This is a genomic window from Luteibacter sp. (genome assembly GCF_009912395.1).
Classification (GTDB): domain Bacteria; phylum Pseudomonadota; class Gammaproteobacteria; order Xanthomonadales; family Rhodanobacteraceae; genus Luteibacter.
Window position 1 is genome coordinate 246112 of record NZ_WNDO01000002.1, and the last position, 17512, is coordinate 263623.

The following is a 17512-nucleotide window of genomic DNA, read 5'->3' on the forward strand; positions in this document are numbered from 1 at the left end:
CGTAAACGGAGTGATTCCTTTCTATGACAAAGAGTTACGGCAAATCGGAAGCCGCAAGCGCGCCGGAAGGCGACGTTCCGATTCGCCTTATGGGAATCGGAACGCGCATAGCGACGCTGGCTGATGCTGTGGGTACTAGAAAAACTGCGGCAGCCTGCATGGGTGTGTCCGCAGATTCGCTTCAGCGTTACATCCGGGAGGAGAACATGCCGCCCTTCGACGTGGCCGTGCGGCTGTGCGTGGCCGCCAAAGCGCGCCTGGACTGGCTGGCGACGGGTGAGGGGGACGTCTTCGTGGATCAGGTGCCGTTAGGAGGCTTCCCTGATTCGCAGGTTCTGAGACACGACGAACTCAGGATGGCTCTGGAGCTTGCTGGTGAAACACTGGCTGGCAGGGTGCTGCCACCTGAAAAGCATGCTCAGTTGGTGATGTTGATCTATGAACTGCTGCAGGAAGGGCTTCCCGAGGCCAAAATCCTGCATTTTGCCCACCGCGCCGCCACTTAAAGGGCATTCAAAGCGGCCGCTCACACGGAGGAATGCCCGCCTACCACAGGGGGTAGAAGTGATTGAGGCACGAGTGACGACGATACGGCGCCTTCTAACTGAGGCCAAGCGCTGCGAAGGATCCGGGCCCCGGCTGCACCGGAACGGTCCGATCGGGACAGTAAAGAGGAAGCACCTCATCCAGGAGGCAAAGCTGCTGGCGTCGCGATACAGCCTCGGCGACAGGCTGGACGAAATGGTTTATGCAGCGGGTTGCGAGGCGTTGACGGGCCTGAACCTCGATGAGCTGGAGGTCGTTGTCTCGAAACTGAGGGGCCTGGGTGCGCGGCTCGACGTGGGCTGCGATCCGCCGGAGTTGCCGCCCGCTCGGTAGACGATTAAACGCCATTTGAAGGCGAGTAGAAGCCGGTGGCAGGACCGGCTTCATTTTGCGGATCAAGTGTCTTGATAGCATCGATCAGGCCGGATCGCGCTCACTTTGCAGACTCAATAAAAGTAGCTTTGCCGGGCGCTCTGATGCGCCGCAACCCGCTCCGCGCTTGAGTTCGTCCCGATCTGTCCCGCTATTTCCGGGCTGATCCCATATTCATCAACCTATAAGTCCCCCCACATTCGATACACAGATGGGAGAGGAGTCGCCATCCGAGGACGAGGAGTCAGGGAATGAGCCAGATCACGATGATTCCGAGCCGGCGGAATCGCCCCAGTGACGCCGTGAGGCGAATGGCTCGCCTTTGCGGTCTCGTGCTGGCGGGGTGGCTGGCGTTCGCCGTCGTCGCTCATGCGGTGCCCGCACCTGCCACGCCGGCAGCGATGCTCGCCGAGGCCGATGCCATCAAGGCCCGTGACGAGGGGCGCTTCACCCGGTTGCTGCAGGACCTTGGTGCGGTAGAGAAGAGCCTTTCCCCGCGTGACCTGTCGATGCTGCATTTCCTTCGTGGCTGGCGTGCCACGTGGATCGGTGACTACGAAAGCGGTCGCGCCTTGCTGGAAGGCGTCGCGGACAACTCGCCTGATACGGTGCTGCGTTTTCGCGCCACGGCAACGCTCATCAACCTGCTGGGCAATGGGCATCGCTATGAGCAGGCCTTCCAGCGGCTGGCGAAGCTGCAGGAGATGCTTCCCTCCATTCGCGACCACAAGGCGCGTTTCCAGGGGCAGGGTGAGGCCTCCCAGCTGCTGAGTTCGGCAGGGCAGGACGAGCAGGCCGAAGCCTATGCGCGCGACATGATGGCCGATCCGCCGCCTGGGGAGTCGATATGCAAGGGCGCCCAGCACCTGATCCGCGCGCGTCGCGAAGGTGGTCACCTGGACGTGCTCGACCCGATATTCTTCCAGGCCCTGGCAAGCTGCACGGGCCCCAGCGACGAAGTGTTCGCGCACGCCATACGTTCCGATATCGCGTCGTTCTACCTCACGCACGGGCGTCCGGCGGATGCGGTCAAGCTGCTGACCATGTATCGCGAGCCCATGCGCGCGCTCAATTACCCGGTGTTGCTGGCCGAGTTCGATGCGACGCTGGCGCAGTCGTACCTCAAGCTGGGTCAGTTGGCCGATGCGCGACGTTCCGCGTTGTCGGCGGCATCGGTGGCGATCCGCAATGAATTCACCGATTCGCGTCGTACCGCCTACGATGTGCTGTACCAGGTGGAGCAGCAGCTCGGCAACGTCGGTGCCGCGCTGAGTTACCACGAGCAGTTCATGCTGGCCGACAAGGCCTATCTCGACGACATCAGTGCCCGAAGCCTGGCCTTCCAGATCGTCAATCAGCAGCTGCTGGCGCGCAAGGCGGAGGTCGATGCGCTGAACAAGCAGAACGAGATCCTTCGCCTCACCGGCGCACTCGCGCGCAAGGACGTGGAAACGGGGCGCCTCTACATCTTCGTACTGCTGGTCTGCCTGGTTGCCATCGCGTGGTTGCTGTTGTGGCTGCGTCGATCGCAGTTGCGCTTCATGAAGCTGGCGCGACGTGACGGCCTGACGGGCATCTGCAATCGCGAGCACTTCGTGGACCAGTCCGAACGCGTGCTTGCCTATGGCGCGCGATCCGATCGCGGCGCGTGCCTGATCCTCTTCGACCTCGATCACTTCAAGAACGTCAACGACACCTACGGCCACGCCGTAGGTGACGAAACGCTCAAGCGTGCGGTGGATGTCTGTCGTCGCGCGTTGCATGCCTGCGACGTTTTTGGTCGCCTGGGTGGCGAGGAGTTCGCGGTGCTTTTGTCCGATTGCAGCCCTGCGCAGGCGCGTGCGCGCGCCGAGCAATTGCGACTGTCGATCGCGGCGACCTCGGCAACGCAATCGCTGCCGCACCTGCATGTCACGGCGAGTTTCGGCGTGGGGTCCACGTTGCAATGCGGTTTCGAGCTGCATCGCCTGCTGGTGGTGGCGGATGCGGCGCTGTATCGCGCCAAGCGGGCAGGGCGCAATTGCGTGATGGTAGGCGACACGGGCGACATTCCCGATTCGCCGTACCTCGCCAGCGAAGCGCGAGGCTAAGCCTCGCTCTTGTAGGAGCGCGCTTGCGCGCGATGGGTGCTCGCGGCGACCTTGATCGCGCGCAAGCGCGCTCCTACAACAGCGGGCATAAAAAAAGGCCGCTTTCGCGGCCTTTCTTATCAACCCATCGCAGCTGAAATTAGCGCTGACGAGCCTTGAAACGCGGGTTGCTCTTGCAGATCACGAACACTTTGCCGCGACGGCGCACGACTTTGCAGTCACGGTGACGCGACTTCGCGGACTTCAAAGAGGAAAGCACCTTCACGGCCAGCTCCTGAGATATTGCAGACAAGGAAAAACGAAATTGTAGCGATCCGTGGAGGATCACGCAACCCCCGGGATTGATTCGTCTTTCATGAGGTGCCGAGAGCGCTCCGCGCTTCGCGCACCGTGCGCAGGAAGCTTTCCAGCACGGGGGACGTATTGTCCACGCGACTGGCGACCGCGAGCAACAGGTAGGCCTCCGGGTCGTCCAGGCCGGCGAAGGTGATGCCTTCCAGTCTCACGGCGCGCAGGGACGCGGGTACCAGGGCGATGCCCAGGCCAGCCGCCACCAGGGGAAGCAGCGACGGAATCTGCTGGGCCTCCTGGCGGACATTGGGACGGAAGCGGGCCTTGTCGGCGAGCAGGGTCAGGCGATCGATCAGCGTGGCAGCCTGGCTGCGTGGCGGGGCGACGAAACGCTCTGCCGCCAGTTCCTCCATGTGTAGCGATTCGCGCCCCGACAGGCGGTGGCGCGCGGGCAGGGCGACCACCAGGGGCTCGTGGTCGATCACCTCGACGTTGAGCTGCCGGGCGTTGGCGATGCCCTCGGGATGGGCGCGCAGCAGGCCCAGGTCGATCTGGCCGCTGAGGATGGCGTCGTACTGAGCCTTGGTGGGCATCTCGCCCAGGTGCAGGCTCACGCCGGGTGCGGTTTGCGTGAAGCGCAGCAAGGTTTCCGGCAGCGCCGGATGGAAAGATACCGAGGTCGCATAGGCCAGCTTGAGCTGGCCGGTGAACCCGGCCGCCGCTTCGGTGACCACGGTGCGCGCCGTCTCGGCCCGCGCCAGGATGGCCTTGGCCTCCATGAGGAACAGGCGCCCGGGCTCGGTAAGGGCCACGCGGCGGCGATTGCGGTCGAGCAGGCGCACGCCGAGGTCGGCCTCGAGGGCCAGAATTTGCTGGGAAAGCGGCGATTGTGAGATATGCAGGCGCTGGGCTGCCTGGGTAAAGCTCAGGGTTTCCGCCACTTCCACGAAGTAGCGCAGTTGGCGCAGGTCGAACATAGTCGAATTTCGTATAAGTGGTCGCTGAAAGATATATTGGCGAACATTTCCTAGGAAATCTATGATTCACCTCGACCTACCACCAACCCCTCCCCCTGGGTCGGTAGGTCCCTCGCCCTGCGGCGACGCTAACATCCGGCATCTGGCCTACCTCCCCCCCCGAGGCCCATGCCGAGGCATCTCCCGCAGGGCGACTTCCTTTCCGGGCCCCGGTCGATTGACCGGAGCCTTTTTTGTTGCCTTGTCGCGAAAGGCCATCGCGCGCAAGCGCGCTCCTACAGGAGCGGGCTTGCGCGCGATACGTGTCAGAGCTTGATGGTGAAATCGCACTCGGTGCTGGCGCGCACGTGGTTTTCGTCCACGTCGGGGGCCAGTTCGATCAGTTCGAGGCCGTTCGGGGTGACGTCGAACACCGCCAGGTCGGTGATGATGCGATCGACCACGCCCTTGCCGGTGAGGGGCAGGGAGCATTCGCGCAGGATCTTCGGCGAGCCGTCCTTCGCGGTGTGTTCCATCACCACGACCACGCGCTTCACGCCGGCCACGAGGTCCATCGCGCCACCCATGCCCTTGACCATCTTGCCGGGCACCATCCAGTTGGCGATGTCGCCTTCGTGGGTGACCTGCATGGCACCCAGGATCGAAATATCGACGTGGCCGCCACGGATCATCGCGAAGGAGTCGGCACTGGAGAAGTAGGAGGCGCCGGGGCGGGCGGTGACGGTCTGCTTGCCGGCGTTGATCAGGTCGGCGTCGACTTCGTCTTCCGTCGGGAAGGGGCCGATGCCGAGCAAGCCGTTTTCGGACTGCAGCCACACGTCGACACCGTCCGGCAGGTGGTTGGCGACCAGCGTGGGCAGGCCGATGCCAAGGTTCACGTAATCGCCGTCGGAGAGTTCCAGGGCGGCGCGCTGCGCCATCTGTTCACGGTTCCAAGCCATGGTGGTCTCTCCTTCAGGCGCGCACGGTGCGCTGTTCGATGCGCTTGGACGGCGCGGGGTTGTGCACGATGCGGTCGACGTAGATGCCCGGGGTGTGGATCTGGTCCGGGTCCAGTTCGCCCACCTCGACCATGATCTCGACCTCGGCCACGCAGACCTTGCCGGCGGTGGCGACCATGGGGTTGAAGTTGCGCGCGGTCTTGCGGAACACGAGGTTGCCCGAGGGGTCGGCCTTCCACGCCTTCACCAGTGCCACGTCGGCGACGATGGAGCGCTCCATCACGTACATGCCGCCGTCGAACTCGCGGGTTTCCTTGCCTTCGGCTACCTGGGTGCCATAGCCCGTTCGGGTGAAGAACGCGGGGATACCGGCGCCGCCGGCGTGCAGCTTCTCGGCGAGGGTGCCCTGCGGCGTGAACTCGACCTCGAGTTCGCCGGCTAGGAACTGGCGTTCGAATTCCTTGTTTTCGCCGACGTACGACGAGACCATCTTGCGGATCTGGCGGGTTTCCAGCAGCAGGCCCAGTCCCACGCCGTCGATGCCGGCGTTGTTGGACACGGCGGTGAGGCCCTTCACGCCGGAGTCGCGCAGCGCCTCGATCAGCAGTTCGGGGATACCACAGAGGCCGAAGCCACCCACGGCGATCGTCTGTCCATCGGCCACGAGGCCCGCCAGTGCCTCCTGGGCGGAGGCGACACGCTTGTCGCGCTTGTGCGACTTCACCTGGTTCATGCGTTCTTCCAGTCCAATCCGGGCGGTCCGGCCGCCGGTTCGCCGGCCATCATAGCCGACCGTCGTCACATTCCGTGGCGGTCTGCTGGTGCATGGTCGGATGATGGTTGGCATCCATTTCTTCCTGAAAACCCGGAGGTAGCGACGTGGGCAAGCAGAAGATCGGCGTGGTCGGCATGGCCGTGATGGGCCGCAACCTGGCCTGGAACATCGAGAGCCGCGGCCATGCGGTGTCCATCTACAACCGCACCCAGGCGAAGACGGACGAGGTGATGGCCTTGAGCGAAGGTCGCAAGCTCGTGCCGACGTCCAGCCTGATGGAGTTCGTGGATTCGCTGGAGAAACCGCGACGCATCCTGCTCATGGTGCAGGCCGGCAAGGGCACCGATGCGGTCATCGACGAATTGCGCCCGTTGCTGGACAAGGGCGACATCCTGATCGACGGCGGCAACACCTTCTACAAGGACACGATCCGTCGCGGTGAGGAGCTGGCGAAGGACGGCTTCCACTTCATTGGCACCGGCGTGTCGGGTGGCGAGGAGGGCGCGCTCAAGGGGCCCTCGATCATGCCGGGTGGCCCGCGCGATGCCTACGACCTGGTCGCGCCGATCCTCACCGAGATCGCGGCACGGGCGCCTGACGGCGAACCCTGCGTCACCTGGATCGGCCCGGATGGGGCGGGTCACTACGTGAAAATGGTGCACAACGGCATCGAGTACGGCGACATGCAGCTCATCGCCGAGAGCTATGCCGTGCTCAAGCATGTGGCGGGGTTGTCCAACGACGACCTGGCGGCGGTGTATCGCGACTGGAACGAAGGTGAGCTGGACAGTTTCCTGATCGAGATCACCGCGAAGATCTTCACGCGCAAGGACGACCGCACCGGCAAGGCCATGGTGGACATGATCCTCGACCGGGCGGCGCAGAAGGGCACGGGCAAGTGGACCAGTCAGAGCGCCCTGGACCTGGGCGTGCCGCTCACCCTTATTACCGAATCGGTGTTCGCGCGCGTGCTTTCTTCGATGAAGGACGAGCGCGTGGCGGCGGCCAAGGTGCTTTCGGGGCCGAAGGAGGCGGCCTTCGAGGGCGATCGCAAGGCCTTCGTCGAGGCCGTGCGCCGTGCGCTCTACATGAGCAAGATCATTTCCTATGCGCAAGGTTTTGCGCAGTTGCGGGCGGCCTCGGACGAAAACGACTGGCATCTCGACTACGGTGCCATCGCGAAGATCTTCCGCGCGGGTTGCATCATCCGGGCGCGTTTCCTGCAGAAGATCACCGACGCCTATGGCCGCGAGGGTGCGCTCAAGAACTTGCTGCTGGACCCGTATTTCCGCGATATCGCTTTGGAGTACCAGTCGGCGTTGCGCGAGGTGGTGGCCGCCGCCGTGAAGGCCGGGGTGCCGGTGCCGGGGTTTTCCGCCGCTATTGCGTATTACGACAGCTACCGCGCGGCGGTCTTGCCTGCGAATCTCATCCAGGCGCAGCGTGACTTCTTCGGTGCCCACACCTTCGAGCGGGTGGACGAGAAGGGCAGTTTCCACCTGGAATGGTCCGATCCCCAGGCGTGAATCCTCCGGGCGGCGCGTGCCGCGCGCCGCCTGGGAGCACGTTTGGGCGGAATTGCGTCGCGCTTGCGCAGCATGGTGCTAGCGCTGGTAGCAAACCTCCCTATAGAGTTGGGGAATTCGGCCTTTCGCCGAAAGGAGCGGCGACGGGGCCGCGTCAACGAGGGAGAACGTTGTTCCATGCTCAGAAGTTCGCTGATTGGCGCCACGGCGCTGGCGGTGGCGCTTGCCGGATGCTCGACGCTGCCGCAGCCAAGTGACGATGGCGCGCTGCAGCGTGAGGCCATGGCGGGTACCGAGAAAGCGGTGCCCAAGTCGCGCATCATGCCCAACACCAATCCGACCGTCTCCGGTGTGGTCCAGCCCCAGATTTCCAACGGCACGGGCGAATTCGTCAAGCCGGTGGGCCTGGCGCAGCCCAAGCCGGCGGCACAGGGGGCCGGCACGGTAACCTTCAATTTCGAGAACCAGCCGGTGGAGTCGGTGGTCAAGGCCATCCTTGGCGACCTGCTGCACGAGAACTACTCGATCGTGCCGGGCGTGCAGGGCAACGTCTCGTTCTCCACCTCGCAGCCCGTCACCGAGGACCAGGCCCTGCCGATCCTCGAGACCTTGCTGTCGTGGACGAGCAACGCGCTGGTCCGCACGGACGGACGCTATGTCGTCATGCCGGCGAAGGACGCGGTGCCGGGCAACGTCGTGCCCAGCATCGGCGCCACCGCGCCGGTGGGCGGCCTCCAGGCCCGCCTGTATCCGCTGCACTACATCTCGGCCACCGAGATGCAGAAGCTCATCAAGCCGTTCGCCAGGGCGGACGCGACGCTGCTCGCCGACTCCACCCGCAACGTGCTGGTGATGGCTGGCACGACTAGCGAACTGGACAACTACGACCGCACCATCAAGACCTTCGACGTCGACTGGCTCAAGGGCATGTCGGTGGGGGTGTTCAGCCTCAAGCGCGCGGAGGTCAAGGACCTTACGCCGACGCTCGACAAGCTGTTCGGTGACAAGGGCAACACGCCCATGGCGGGGCTGCTGCGTTTCATCCCGATCGAGCGCACCAACTCGCTGGTGGTGATCAGCCCCCAGTCCGAGTACCTCGACGAGGTGAAGGGCTGGATCGACCGCATCGACAGCGGTGGTGGTAACGAGCCGCAGCTTTACGTGTACGACCTGCGCAACGTCGCGGCCGCCGATGTGACTGACAGCCTGGGCGCCATCTATGGCGGTGGTTCGGGTGGCGGCGGTTCCAGTGACCGTGGCGGTCGCGTCGGGCCGGGGCTTGCGTCGGGTACGCAGGGCGGCGACAGCGATCTGGGTAATCGCGGCGGTTCCGGCCTGGGTAGCAATACCGGTGCCTTCGGCAATAGCTCGTCCGGTTCGTCGTTCGGCTCGTCCTCCGGTTCGTCATTAGGGTCGGGTTCGTTCGGCAACTCCAGCAACGGCAGCTATGGCAGCTCGTCGAACGGTAGCGGCTCCTCCTTCGGCGGTGGCGGCGGTTTCGCCGGCAGCGGCTTCGACGAGCTCGATTCGAACCGTCGCCAGCGCACCGGCCCGATCACCACGGAAGACGGTATCCGCATCACCGCCGTCGATGGCAGCAACCAGTTGATGGTGCGTTGCCGTCCATCGCAGTGGAACGAGATCGAGCAGGCCATCAAGCGCCTCGATACCGCGCCGATGCAGGTGCAGATCGAAACGCGCATCCTCGAGGTCGCACTCACCGGCAACTTCCGCTTCGGCGTGCAGTGGTACCTCGAAGGCTTGGCGGGTGGTACCGCGTCCAAGCCGGGCCAGGCCAGCCAGCGACAGATCGCCCTGGGCAACGGCGGCCTCACCTATACGCCGGATAGCGCGGCGGGCGCGGGCGATTCGTTCTATTACTCGTTCGTCAACCATAACGTCGCCGTCGCCCTGAGGGCGATGGAAACCAGTGGCAACACCAAGACGCTCTCGGCGCCGTCGCTGGTGGTGTTGAACAACCAGAAGGCGCACATCCAGATCGGCGATCAGATTCCGATCACGCAGACCTTCGTCAACACCAACTCCAATACCGACAACACCTATGGCCAGGTGGAGTACAAGGACACGGGCGTGATCCTCAACGTGCGTCCGCGCGTGAATCCGGGCGGTCTTGTCTACATGAACGTCAACCAGGTGGTCAGCACGCCGGGCCCCAAGGATGCCACCACGGGCAACTTCCCGATCCAGCAGCGCGAGGTGGCCACGCAGGTGGCGGTGCAGAGCGGCCAGACCGTGCTGCTGGGCGGCCTCATCAAGCAGGACGAAGGCACTTCCGATACCGGCATTCCCGGTCTCAACCGCATTCCGGTCTTTGGTCGCCTGTTCGGCACGACGGCGCGCAGCCGCAATCGTACCGAGCTGATCGTGCTCATCACGCCGCGCGTCATCACCAGCGGTGAAGAGGCCAAGCAGGTCACTGACGAGTACCAGCAGAAGTTCGAATCGCTGCGTCCGTACAAGGGCCAGGCGACGACCACGCCCGTACCGGCCAGGCTGGGCAGCGGTCAGCCGACCGTCACCGCCCCCATGCACTGAGGGGGCTACCGACCGAGCGGGTTCGGGTAAACCAGCTTCGGTCGGTAGGGCTGGGCGGATACGCCCAGGTTGGGACCCATGCGGTTTTGCAGGCCGCTGGCGTTGTAGAGCCCCAACGTGTTGCTGGGGCGCCTGGCTACATCGGCACCCGATAGATCGGGTGCCTTGGGTGTCTGGTCCGCTGTGACCATTCGGGTGAGGCAGGCGTAAGACAACGTCGCTCCACCGGCCTCGGCAGACGCCACGCATCCTTCCGGCGTGGCCGAAGCCCGCACCCCGGGTAGCTCGACCACCTGCTGTCCGTGAGCCGCAAACGCGACGACCACGAGTGCACCCCACCACACTTGCCGAATACGCATAGTCGTTTCCCTGACGGCTCGATGTGCCGATTATGGCGCGCCCCATGACATGTGGAAGTGACAGTCGAGCTGTCATGTTCCCGTAGTCATTTCTGTCACGAAACATGCGCCGTTGTGTCATTTGGCGCGCCTAGCCTTCCGGCCGAACGAGTCCCGTAAGTCTCTGCACGAGGAATCATCGTGGCACGCAGCGTCATCGCGCTTGTCGCGTGCCTGTTCCTCACCGCCGCGCATCCGTGCGTGGCGCAGGAGTGGGCAACGACGAAGCCACAGGGGTCGGATGAAACGCATGCGCCAACGCGCTTCGATATCGACGCACAGCCGCTGGCGAAGGCACTCCGCGCCTTCAGCGAGGCGACGGGCATCGCTGTGCTTTTCGATGACGACCTGGTCGCGTCGCTCTCCACCCACGGTGTCCACGGCATGGTCGAGCCACGCGATGCCTTGCGCATCCTGCTCCTGGACACGGCGCTCGAAGCGCATTTCGCCTCGATGAGCGCGTTCACCGTCACTGCCCGATCGACATCCCGCGAGGAGCGCGAAAGCGTGCCACCTCCAGCGCCCGTCGATGCATCGCGTCCGGTGCTCGACGATCGTCGGGCCGCCACGCTCCAGCATGCGATCGAGCGCGCGCTTTGCGCTGACGTACTGACCCGTCCGGGTACCTATCGCCTGGCGATGCAGGTCTGGATGGACGACGGCGGAAGCGTCCGGAGAGTGTCCCCGCTGGGATCCTCCGGTGACGATATGCGCGATCGTCGTGTCGTCCAGGCGCTCGACGGGCTCCACGTGCCGTCGATGACAAGTCGTTTCAGCCCTGTGACAGTTTTGCTCACGCCGTCGTCCAGCATGACGGCCTCCTGCGGCGAGGACGCGTAACGTGGAGACCTCGCTGCTCGGACTGTTCCTCGACAACTACGACGACTTCCGGCGCCGGCTGCGTCGGCGCCTGCGGTCGGACGATCTGGTCGACGACGTGATGCAGGAGACCTACCTGCGCGTCGAGAAACTGGATCCGACCGAAGAACGCGCCGCGCATCCCACGGGCTATCTGTTCCGGATGGCACTGAACATGGCTGTCGACCATCATCGGTCGAACGGCCGCCTGCTTACCGGGGAAGAGATCGACGACCTGCTGCATTCGGCGGACGACCATCTCGACCCGCCAACCGTGCTGGCCTCGCGCCAGGACCTCGCGGCGCTTGGCGATGCGCTTGAAGCGTTGACCCGTCGCCAGCGCGACATCCTCATCGCGGCCCGTATCGACGAGCAGCCGCAAGCCGAGATCGCGGCCCGTTTTGGCATCTCCGTACGCATGGTCGGCAAGGAGTTGAAGAAGGCGCTCGATATCTGTGCCGAAAAAGTGGGACGTAAGTCCGTTCAGCGGTTCGGTCCGGGCGCAGGAGAATCGTCATGACCGATATGGACACGACGAGCATCCACGAGAGCGAACGGCAGGCCCGGGCATGGCTCGTGCGCCTCACCTCAGGTATCGCCATCCGCGAGGATGGCGAAGCGTTCCGGCGCTGGTGCGACGCCAGCCCGCTTCATGCGGAAGCCTTCGCCCGGACGCGACGCATGTGGGACGACCTCCGTCCGGCCATCGAGCATCGGCGTGACGCCCGCGCCCGGGGTGATCGTCCCGCGCCCCGGCATGGCGTACGCATGGGACGTCGCATGTTCATCGCCAGCGCGGTGACGGCATCGGTCGCCGCCGTGGTCTTCGCACGCTACGGCCTCGGCGTCGGCCTTGCCGACCGGGGCCCCAGCCTGCGCACCGCGGTGGGCGAGCAGAAGCGGGTGCAGGTCAGCCACGGCGTGGCCGTGGAACTCAATACCGATACCGATATCGGCCTGCGTTCCGCCTCCGGTCATGTCACGGGCATGCGCCTGCGCGAGGGCGAGGCGGTGGTACGCATCGATCCCGCGCGCCTGGATCCTTTCCTGGTCGAACTCGAAGACGCGCGCGTGCTGTCGGCGCCCGGCGCGTCGTTCGCCGTGCGCTGTGTCGACGGCGTCTCGTCCGTCACCTGCCTCGACGGCCAGACCGTCGTGCAACGCGGCGTGGGCAAGACACTGGTGAAACCCTCCCAGCAGGTCGCCCTGGAAGGCGATGGCGTGGCGCCCGCCGTCGCGGTGAATCCCGACACCGCGTTCGCCTGGCGCGAACGCGTGCTGATCTACGACAACCAGGCCCTGGCCGAGGTCGTCGCCGATATCAATCGATACAGGCCGGGTCGCATCGTCATCACCGATCGCGCCCTGGGCGAACGACGCGTGCATGCGCGTTTCACGCTGGACCAGATGGCCGATGTCGCCACGCTGATCCACGACGCGTATGGCGCGCACGTGACACACCTGCCCGGTGACTGGGTGCTGCTGAGCTGACCGCACGATAGGAACCGTCGGAACGATGAATTTTTCGTGACAGCGGTTCAGTGCCACCCGGGCCCAGGCGTCTTGTGGGCAAACGGATCGACAGGGGAAGTTCTCAAGTGGCTACACGTGCAGTACGGGTGAGCGCATGATGCGTGTCACGACCTCGCGGAGCGCGCGCGCTCTCGCGCTGGCCATCGCCTTCGCCCTATGGGCCGATGTGTCCGCCCAGGAAGCGCCGACGTCCTTCGACGTGAACGAATACGTCGTCGACGGTAACACCACGCTGCAGCCGCTCGACATCGAGACGGCCGTCTATCCCTTCCTCGGCCCCGGCAAGTCCATGAACGACGTGGGCGCCGCGCGCGACGCGTTGCAGAAGGTCTACCAGGCCCATGGATTCCAGTCCGTCGTGGTGGATATTCCCCAGCAGCAGGTGAAAGGCGGCGTGATCCGCTTCCAGGTGACGGAGAACGCGATCGGCCGTGTTCGCGTGGAAGGCGCCACCTATCGCTCGCCCAAGGACATCCGCGACGCCGTGCCGGCGCTCAAGGAAGGCGAGGTGCCGAACTTCACCCAAGCGCAGAAGGAGCTCACGGACGTTAACCGCAAGGGCGGTAGCCAGGTCGTGCCCGTGCTCACCCCGGGCAAGCTGCCACAGACGATGGACGTGACGCTCAAGGTCAACGATACCTTGCCGCTGCACGCCAGCCTCGAAGTGAACAACGACCATAGCGTCAACACGCCCGAGCTGCGCACCATCGCCAGCGTGCGCGACGACAACCTGTTCCAGAAGGGACACGCCGCGTCGCTGACCTACATCGTGGCGCCGCAGGATCGCAATGCGGCCGAAGTCTGGGCGGGCTCGTACCTGGTGCCGTTGAACGCGGACTGGAGCGTGCTGACATCGGGCTACAAGTCCAACAGCAATGCCAACGCGGTCGGCGGGAGCACGGTGCTCGGCAAGGGCAATGCCTATGGCTTCACTTTCCTGCGCACGCTGCCGAGCCACGGCGAATATTCGCAGTCGCTCGCCTTCGCGATCACCCGCAAACACTTCGACCAGAACATCACCTTCGGTGCGGAGACGTCGAAGGCACCGGTGACCTATATCCCGCTGTCGGTCACCTATCAGGGGCAGTCCATCGGCGAGAAAGCGAGCAGCACGATCTCGCTGGGCGCCACGGCGGGTTTCCGGGCTGGTGGCAGCGATGCCCAGGCCTTCGACAATCAGCGCTACCGGGCCAATGCGAACTTCCTGTACGTGAAAGCCGAAGGCGGGCACGTGCGCACGTTCGCCGACGGCTTCAGCCTTGCCGGCCGTCTGGCGCTGCAAGTGTCCACGTCGTCGCTGGTCTCCAGCGAGCAGTTCGCGGCCGGTGGCGAGAGTACGGTGCGCGGCTATCTCGAAGCGGAGCAGACCGCCGACCACGGCGTCATTGGTTCGCTCGAACTGCGTACGCCATCCATCGCCTCGCACATCGGGCAGTGGGTCAACGACTGGCGCTTCCATGCCTTCCTGGACGGCGCGCACCTGGTGCTGATGAACGCGTTGCCGGCCCTCGTCGACCCCAAGAACCCGTCCGCCGGCAGCGTGCGCAAGACCAGCTACGACCTTTCCAGCGCGGGCATTGGCACGCGCTTCCAGATCTTCAACATCGCCACCGGCGCGATCGAAGTGGCCTATCCGTTCCAGAGCAGCCAGGCCACTCGCGCGCACGACACACGCATTCATTTCTCTCTCAAGGCAGACCTCTGACCGGCAGGTCGGACCACAGACATCCAGGGGTATCACCGTGAATCGATTTTTGTTCCTGACCTGCTTGCTGTTCCTCGGCCTCGTGCCGATGGCGCACGCCGACGCCTCGTGGTGGAACCAGGACTTCTCCTTCCGCAAGGCCATCACCCTCGACACCACGGCGAAGGGTGCCGCCGTCACGGCCGCGCCGGGACGCACGCCGGTACTGGTTCGCCTGCACTCGGGCAACTTCACCTTTGACGGCGTGTCGGAGACGGGCGCCGACGTGCGCTTCGTCGCGGCCGACGACAAGACCCCGCTCAACTACCAGATCGAAAGCTTCGATCCGGTGCTGGGTGTCGCCCTGATCTGGGTCGACGTGCCGCAGCTGGGCGCCGACGCGCAGCAGCAGATCTGGATGTACTACGGCAACCAGAAAGCGCAGGGCGGTGACAAGGGCGCCGCGGTGTACGACGCCGACTATGCCGCCGTGTACCACTTCGAGGATGCCGCCGGTACGCCGCCGCGCGATGCTACCGCCTATGGCAACAACGCCGTCGGTAACGACATCGTCACGGTCGATGGCGTGATCGGCAAGTCGGCCCGCTTCGACGGCAGCAAGGTGGTCAACCTGCCGGGCAGCGTCTCGATGAACGTCGCCGAAGGTGGCGCCTTCTCCTTCAGCACCTGGCTCAAGCTCGACGCGCTGCCGGCAGGCCGCGCCATCGTCTACGCCCGCCGTCAGGCGGAGCACAAGCTGCTGGTCGGTTTCGACAACGGCGTGCCGTTCGTGCAGGTCGATGACGCCACCAGCGCTGCCGGTGAGCCGGTGAAGGCTGGTGCCTGGACGCACCTGGCGGTGACGGCCGCCGACGGCAAGGTCCAGTTGTACATCGACGGACGCCCGTATGCGACGCTCGATGCGAAGCTTCCCGCGCTGACCAGCCAGGCCACGCTCGGTGGCGATGCCGCTGGCCAGGCCGAGACCTTCGTGCCCTTCGTGGGGCAGATGGACGAAGTGCGCCTTTCGCGTGTCGCCCGGCCCGCCGCGCTGATCGCGCTCGATGCGCAGACGCAGGGCGCGGAGTCACGGCTGCTGGTCTATGGTGCCGACGAAAAGCAGGCGGGCGTCGGCTTCGGCTACTTCGGTGTCATCGTGAAGTCCGTGACCGTCGACGCCTGGGTGGTCATCGCCATCCTGCTCGTGATGGCCGCCATCTCCTGGGTCGTGATGTGGCAGCGCGCCGCCTACGTCAATCGCGTGACCCGCGCCAACGACGACTTCCTGGATGCGTTCCGCCAGCAAGGTCGCAACATTCTTGCGCTGTCGCGCGATCCGACCGCCTCGCGCCTCCAGGACGCTTCGCTGTATCGCCTGTACAAGGTGGGCGCGGGTGAAGTGTGGAGCCGCCGGGACGACGACGGTCACGACCATATCGCGCCGGAATCCATCGAAGCCATCCGCGCCACCATGGACGCCACCCTGTTCCGCGAGAACCAGCGCCTGGCCAAGTCGATGGTGATGCTCACCATCGCGATCTCGGGCGGTCCGTTCCTGGGTCTGCTCGGTACCGTCGTCGGCGTGATGATCACCTTCGCGGCCATCGCCGCCGCGGGCGACCTGAACGTCAACGCCATCGCTCCGGGTATCGCCGCGGCGCTGCTCGCCACGGTGGCCGGCCTGTTCGTCGCGATCCCCGCGCTGTTCGGCTACAACTACCTGCTCATCCGGAACAAGAACGTCACCGCGAACATGCAGGTGTTCGTGGACGAGTTCGTGACCCGCCTGGCCGAGCAGCAGCGCACCATCCAACCGTCCGCCGTGGCGGCCTGAGGCCAGGACGATGCGCGCTCAAGACGACGACAAGCCGTACGACGACATCAACATCACGCCGATGCTCGACCTGGCGTATGTGCTGCTCGTGATCTTCATCATCATGACCACCGCGTCGGTGCAGGGCATCAAGGTCAACCTGCCCAAGGCCAGCGCGGCGGTGAGCATGGCCAAGCCGCAGACCAAGGCGATCACCATCTCCGACTCCGGGCAGATCTTCCTCGATGCCTATCCCGTCACGCTGACGGAACTGGAAGACCGTCTTCGCGCCCTGAAGGCGCTGAACCCGGATTTCCCCGTGGTGGTGAAGGGCGATTCGACGGTCCAGTACCAGAAGGTGATGGACATCCTCGACCTGTTGCGCCGCGTCGACCTGCCGCAAGTCGGCCTGGTCACCGGCAAGCCGGCGAAGGGATGAGCGCGTGAGCCAGAACGATTCCCGTCGCGGTTCGCCCCGTCGTTGGCTCGGTCCGGCGATCGGCATCGTCGCGCTGTTGCTGGTGGGTGCGCTGGTATGGCACTTCTCCGGCAACCGCGTGGGCGTGCGTCGCGAGGCACCCCGGGTGGCGACGATCACGCCGCTTCCTCCGCCTCCGCCGCCACCCAAGGAAAAGCCGCCGGAGCCAAAGAAGACGGATGAGCCCAAACCCGTCGACGAAAAGCCGACGGAAGTCCCGCAAAAGCCGGTCGACGCACCGAAGCCGAGCAACGACGTCGCCAAGCAGGTGACGATCAACGGCGATGCGCAGGCGGGCAGCGACGCCTTCAACATCGGCGCTGGCTCGGGCGGCGGCATGGTCGGCTCCGGTGGTGGCACCGGTACCGGCACCGGTAGCTACGACCAGTACCTGGGCTACGCGATCCAGCAGGCCATCCAGCGCGACGAGCGGGTCAATCGGCTCGTCTTCGAAGTACGCGCCGACATCTGGCTGGACGCCGACGGCAAGCTGACCCGCGCCGAACTGGTCGGCACCAGCGGCAACACACGAACCGACGAAGCGCTGCTGGACACTCTGCGGTCGATGCCACGCATCGACGTCGCGCCTCCGTCCTCGCTGCGCTTCCCCCTGCGCGTCGCCATCCGCGGGAAGCGCCCCGCATGACGACCGCCACGCCAAATCATTCGTATAC

At 65.0% G+C, this 17512-nt stretch carries 16 protein-coding genes; 11 read left to right on the plus strand and 5 right to left on the minus strand.

All coding sequences use genetic code 11. The features are described 5' to 3' along the window. Positions 1-23: 23 nt before the first annotated feature. Both GAK28_RS03650 and GAK28_RS03655 read left to right on the plus strand, forming a co-directional pair. The gene (locus GAK28_RS03650) at positions 24-506 is read left to right on the plus strand and encodes a helix-turn-helix transcriptional regulator (protein ID WP_291775206.1); all 483 of its coding nucleotides are present in this window, start codon (positions 24-26) and stop codon (positions 504-506) included. 663 nt (positions 507-1169) lie between these two features. Then, the gene (locus GAK28_RS03655) at positions 1170-3008 is read left to right on the plus strand and encodes a diguanylate cyclase (RefSeq protein ID WP_291775207.1); all 1839 of its coding nucleotides are present in this window, start codon (positions 1170-1172) and stop codon (positions 3006-3008) included. Between the two features lie 139 nt (positions 3009-3147). Here the strand turns inward: GAK28_RS03655 and ykgO are convergent, their stop codons facing one another. The 4 genes from ykgO to GAK28_RS03675 all read right to left on the minus strand — a co-directional run bounded on the left by ykgO (position 3148) and on the right by GAK28_RS03675 (position 5950). Beyond that, complete coding sequence (ykgO, locus tag GAK28_RS03660; RefSeq protein ID WP_029213509.1) at positions 3148-3273, minus strand: type B 50S ribosomal protein L36; 126 nt, start codon at positions 3271-3273, stop codon at positions 3148-3150. Between the two features lie 88 nt (positions 3274-3361). Beyond that, entirely contained in the window at positions 3362-4276 is a 915-nt protein-coding gene (locus tag GAK28_RS03665; RefSeq protein ID WP_291775208.1) for a LysR family transcriptional regulator, read from the minus strand. A 305-nt stretch (positions 4277-4581) separates the two neighbouring features. Beyond that, entirely contained in the window at positions 4582-5217 is a 636-nt protein-coding gene (locus tag GAK28_RS03670) for a CoA transferase subunit B (RefSeq protein WP_291775210.1), read from the minus strand. Positions 5218-5230: 13 nt separating this feature from the next. After that, positions 5231-5950, minus strand: a complete 720-nt coding sequence (locus GAK28_RS03675; protein WP_291775211.1) for a CoA transferase subunit A — start codon at positions 5948-5950, stop codon at positions 5231-5233. 146 nt (positions 5951-6096) lie between these two features. On the opposite strand from GAK28_RS03675, the gene gndA reads away from it, so the two are divergent. Both gndA and gspD read left to right on the plus strand, forming a co-directional pair. Further along, a complete protein-coding gene (gndA, locus tag GAK28_RS03680) occupies positions 6097-7518 on the plus strand; it encodes an NADP-dependent phosphogluconate dehydrogenase (RefSeq protein WP_291775213.1) in 1422 nt (473 codons plus the stop codon). A 177-nt stretch (positions 7519-7695) separates the two neighbouring features. After that, complete coding sequence (gspD, locus tag GAK28_RS03685) at positions 7696-10074, plus strand: type II secretion system secretin GspD (RefSeq protein WP_291775215.1); 2379 nt, start codon at positions 7696-7698, stop codon at positions 10072-10074. A 5-nt stretch (positions 10075-10079) separates the two neighbouring features. Here the strand turns inward: gspD and GAK28_RS03690 are convergent, their stop codons facing one another. Beyond that, positions 10080-10433 carry a hypothetical protein gene (locus tag GAK28_RS03690; RefSeq protein ID WP_291775216.1) on the minus strand — a complete coding sequence of 118 codons (354 nt, stop codon included), beginning with the start codon at positions 10431-10433 and terminating at the stop codon, positions 10080-10082. A gap of 180 nt (positions 10434-10613) precedes the next feature. Between GAK28_RS03690 and GAK28_RS03695 the strand changes: the two genes are divergently transcribed. The 7 genes from GAK28_RS03695 to GAK28_RS03725 all read left to right on the plus strand — a co-directional run bounded on the left by GAK28_RS03695 (position 10614) and on the right by GAK28_RS03725 (position 17484). Further along, positions 10614-11312: an STN domain-containing protein gene (locus GAK28_RS03695; protein WP_291775218.1), complete on the plus strand. Its 699-nt coding sequence runs from the start codon at positions 10614-10616 to the stop codon at positions 11310-11312. A gap of 1 nt (position 11313) precedes the next feature. After that, positions 11314-11850 carry an RNA polymerase sigma factor gene (locus GAK28_RS03700; protein ID WP_291775219.1) on the plus strand — a complete coding sequence of 179 codons (537 nt, stop codon included), beginning with the start codon at positions 11314-11316 and terminating at the stop codon, positions 11848-11850. Beyond that, a complete protein-coding gene (locus GAK28_RS03705; RefSeq protein WP_291775221.1) occupies positions 11847-12821 on the plus strand; it encodes a DUF4880 domain-containing protein in 975 nt (324 codons plus the stop codon). The genes GAK28_RS03700 and GAK28_RS03705 overlap by 4 nt, the downstream gene beginning before the upstream one ends. A 136-nt stretch (positions 12822-12957) precedes the next feature. Further along, entirely contained in the window at positions 12958-14568 is a 1611-nt protein-coding gene (locus GAK28_RS03710; protein WP_291775223.1) for a ShlB/FhaC/HecB family hemolysin secretion/activation protein, read from the plus strand. A 37-nt stretch (positions 14569-14605) separates the two neighbouring features. Further along, entirely contained in the window at positions 14606-16381 is a 1776-nt protein-coding gene (locus GAK28_RS03715) for a MotA/TolQ/ExbB proton channel family protein (protein WP_291775224.1), read from the plus strand. 10 nt (positions 16382-16391) lie between these two features. After that, complete coding sequence (locus tag GAK28_RS03720; protein ID WP_291775225.1) at positions 16392-16799, plus strand: biopolymer transporter ExbD; 408 nt, start codon at positions 16392-16394, stop codon at positions 16797-16799. Between the two features lie 4 nt (positions 16800-16803). Further along, positions 16804-17484: a ferric siderophore transporter TonB gene (locus GAK28_RS03725; RefSeq protein WP_291775227.1), complete on the plus strand. Its 681-nt coding sequence runs from the start codon at positions 16804-16806 to the stop codon at positions 17482-17484. Positions 17485-17512: the final 28 nt, after the last annotated feature.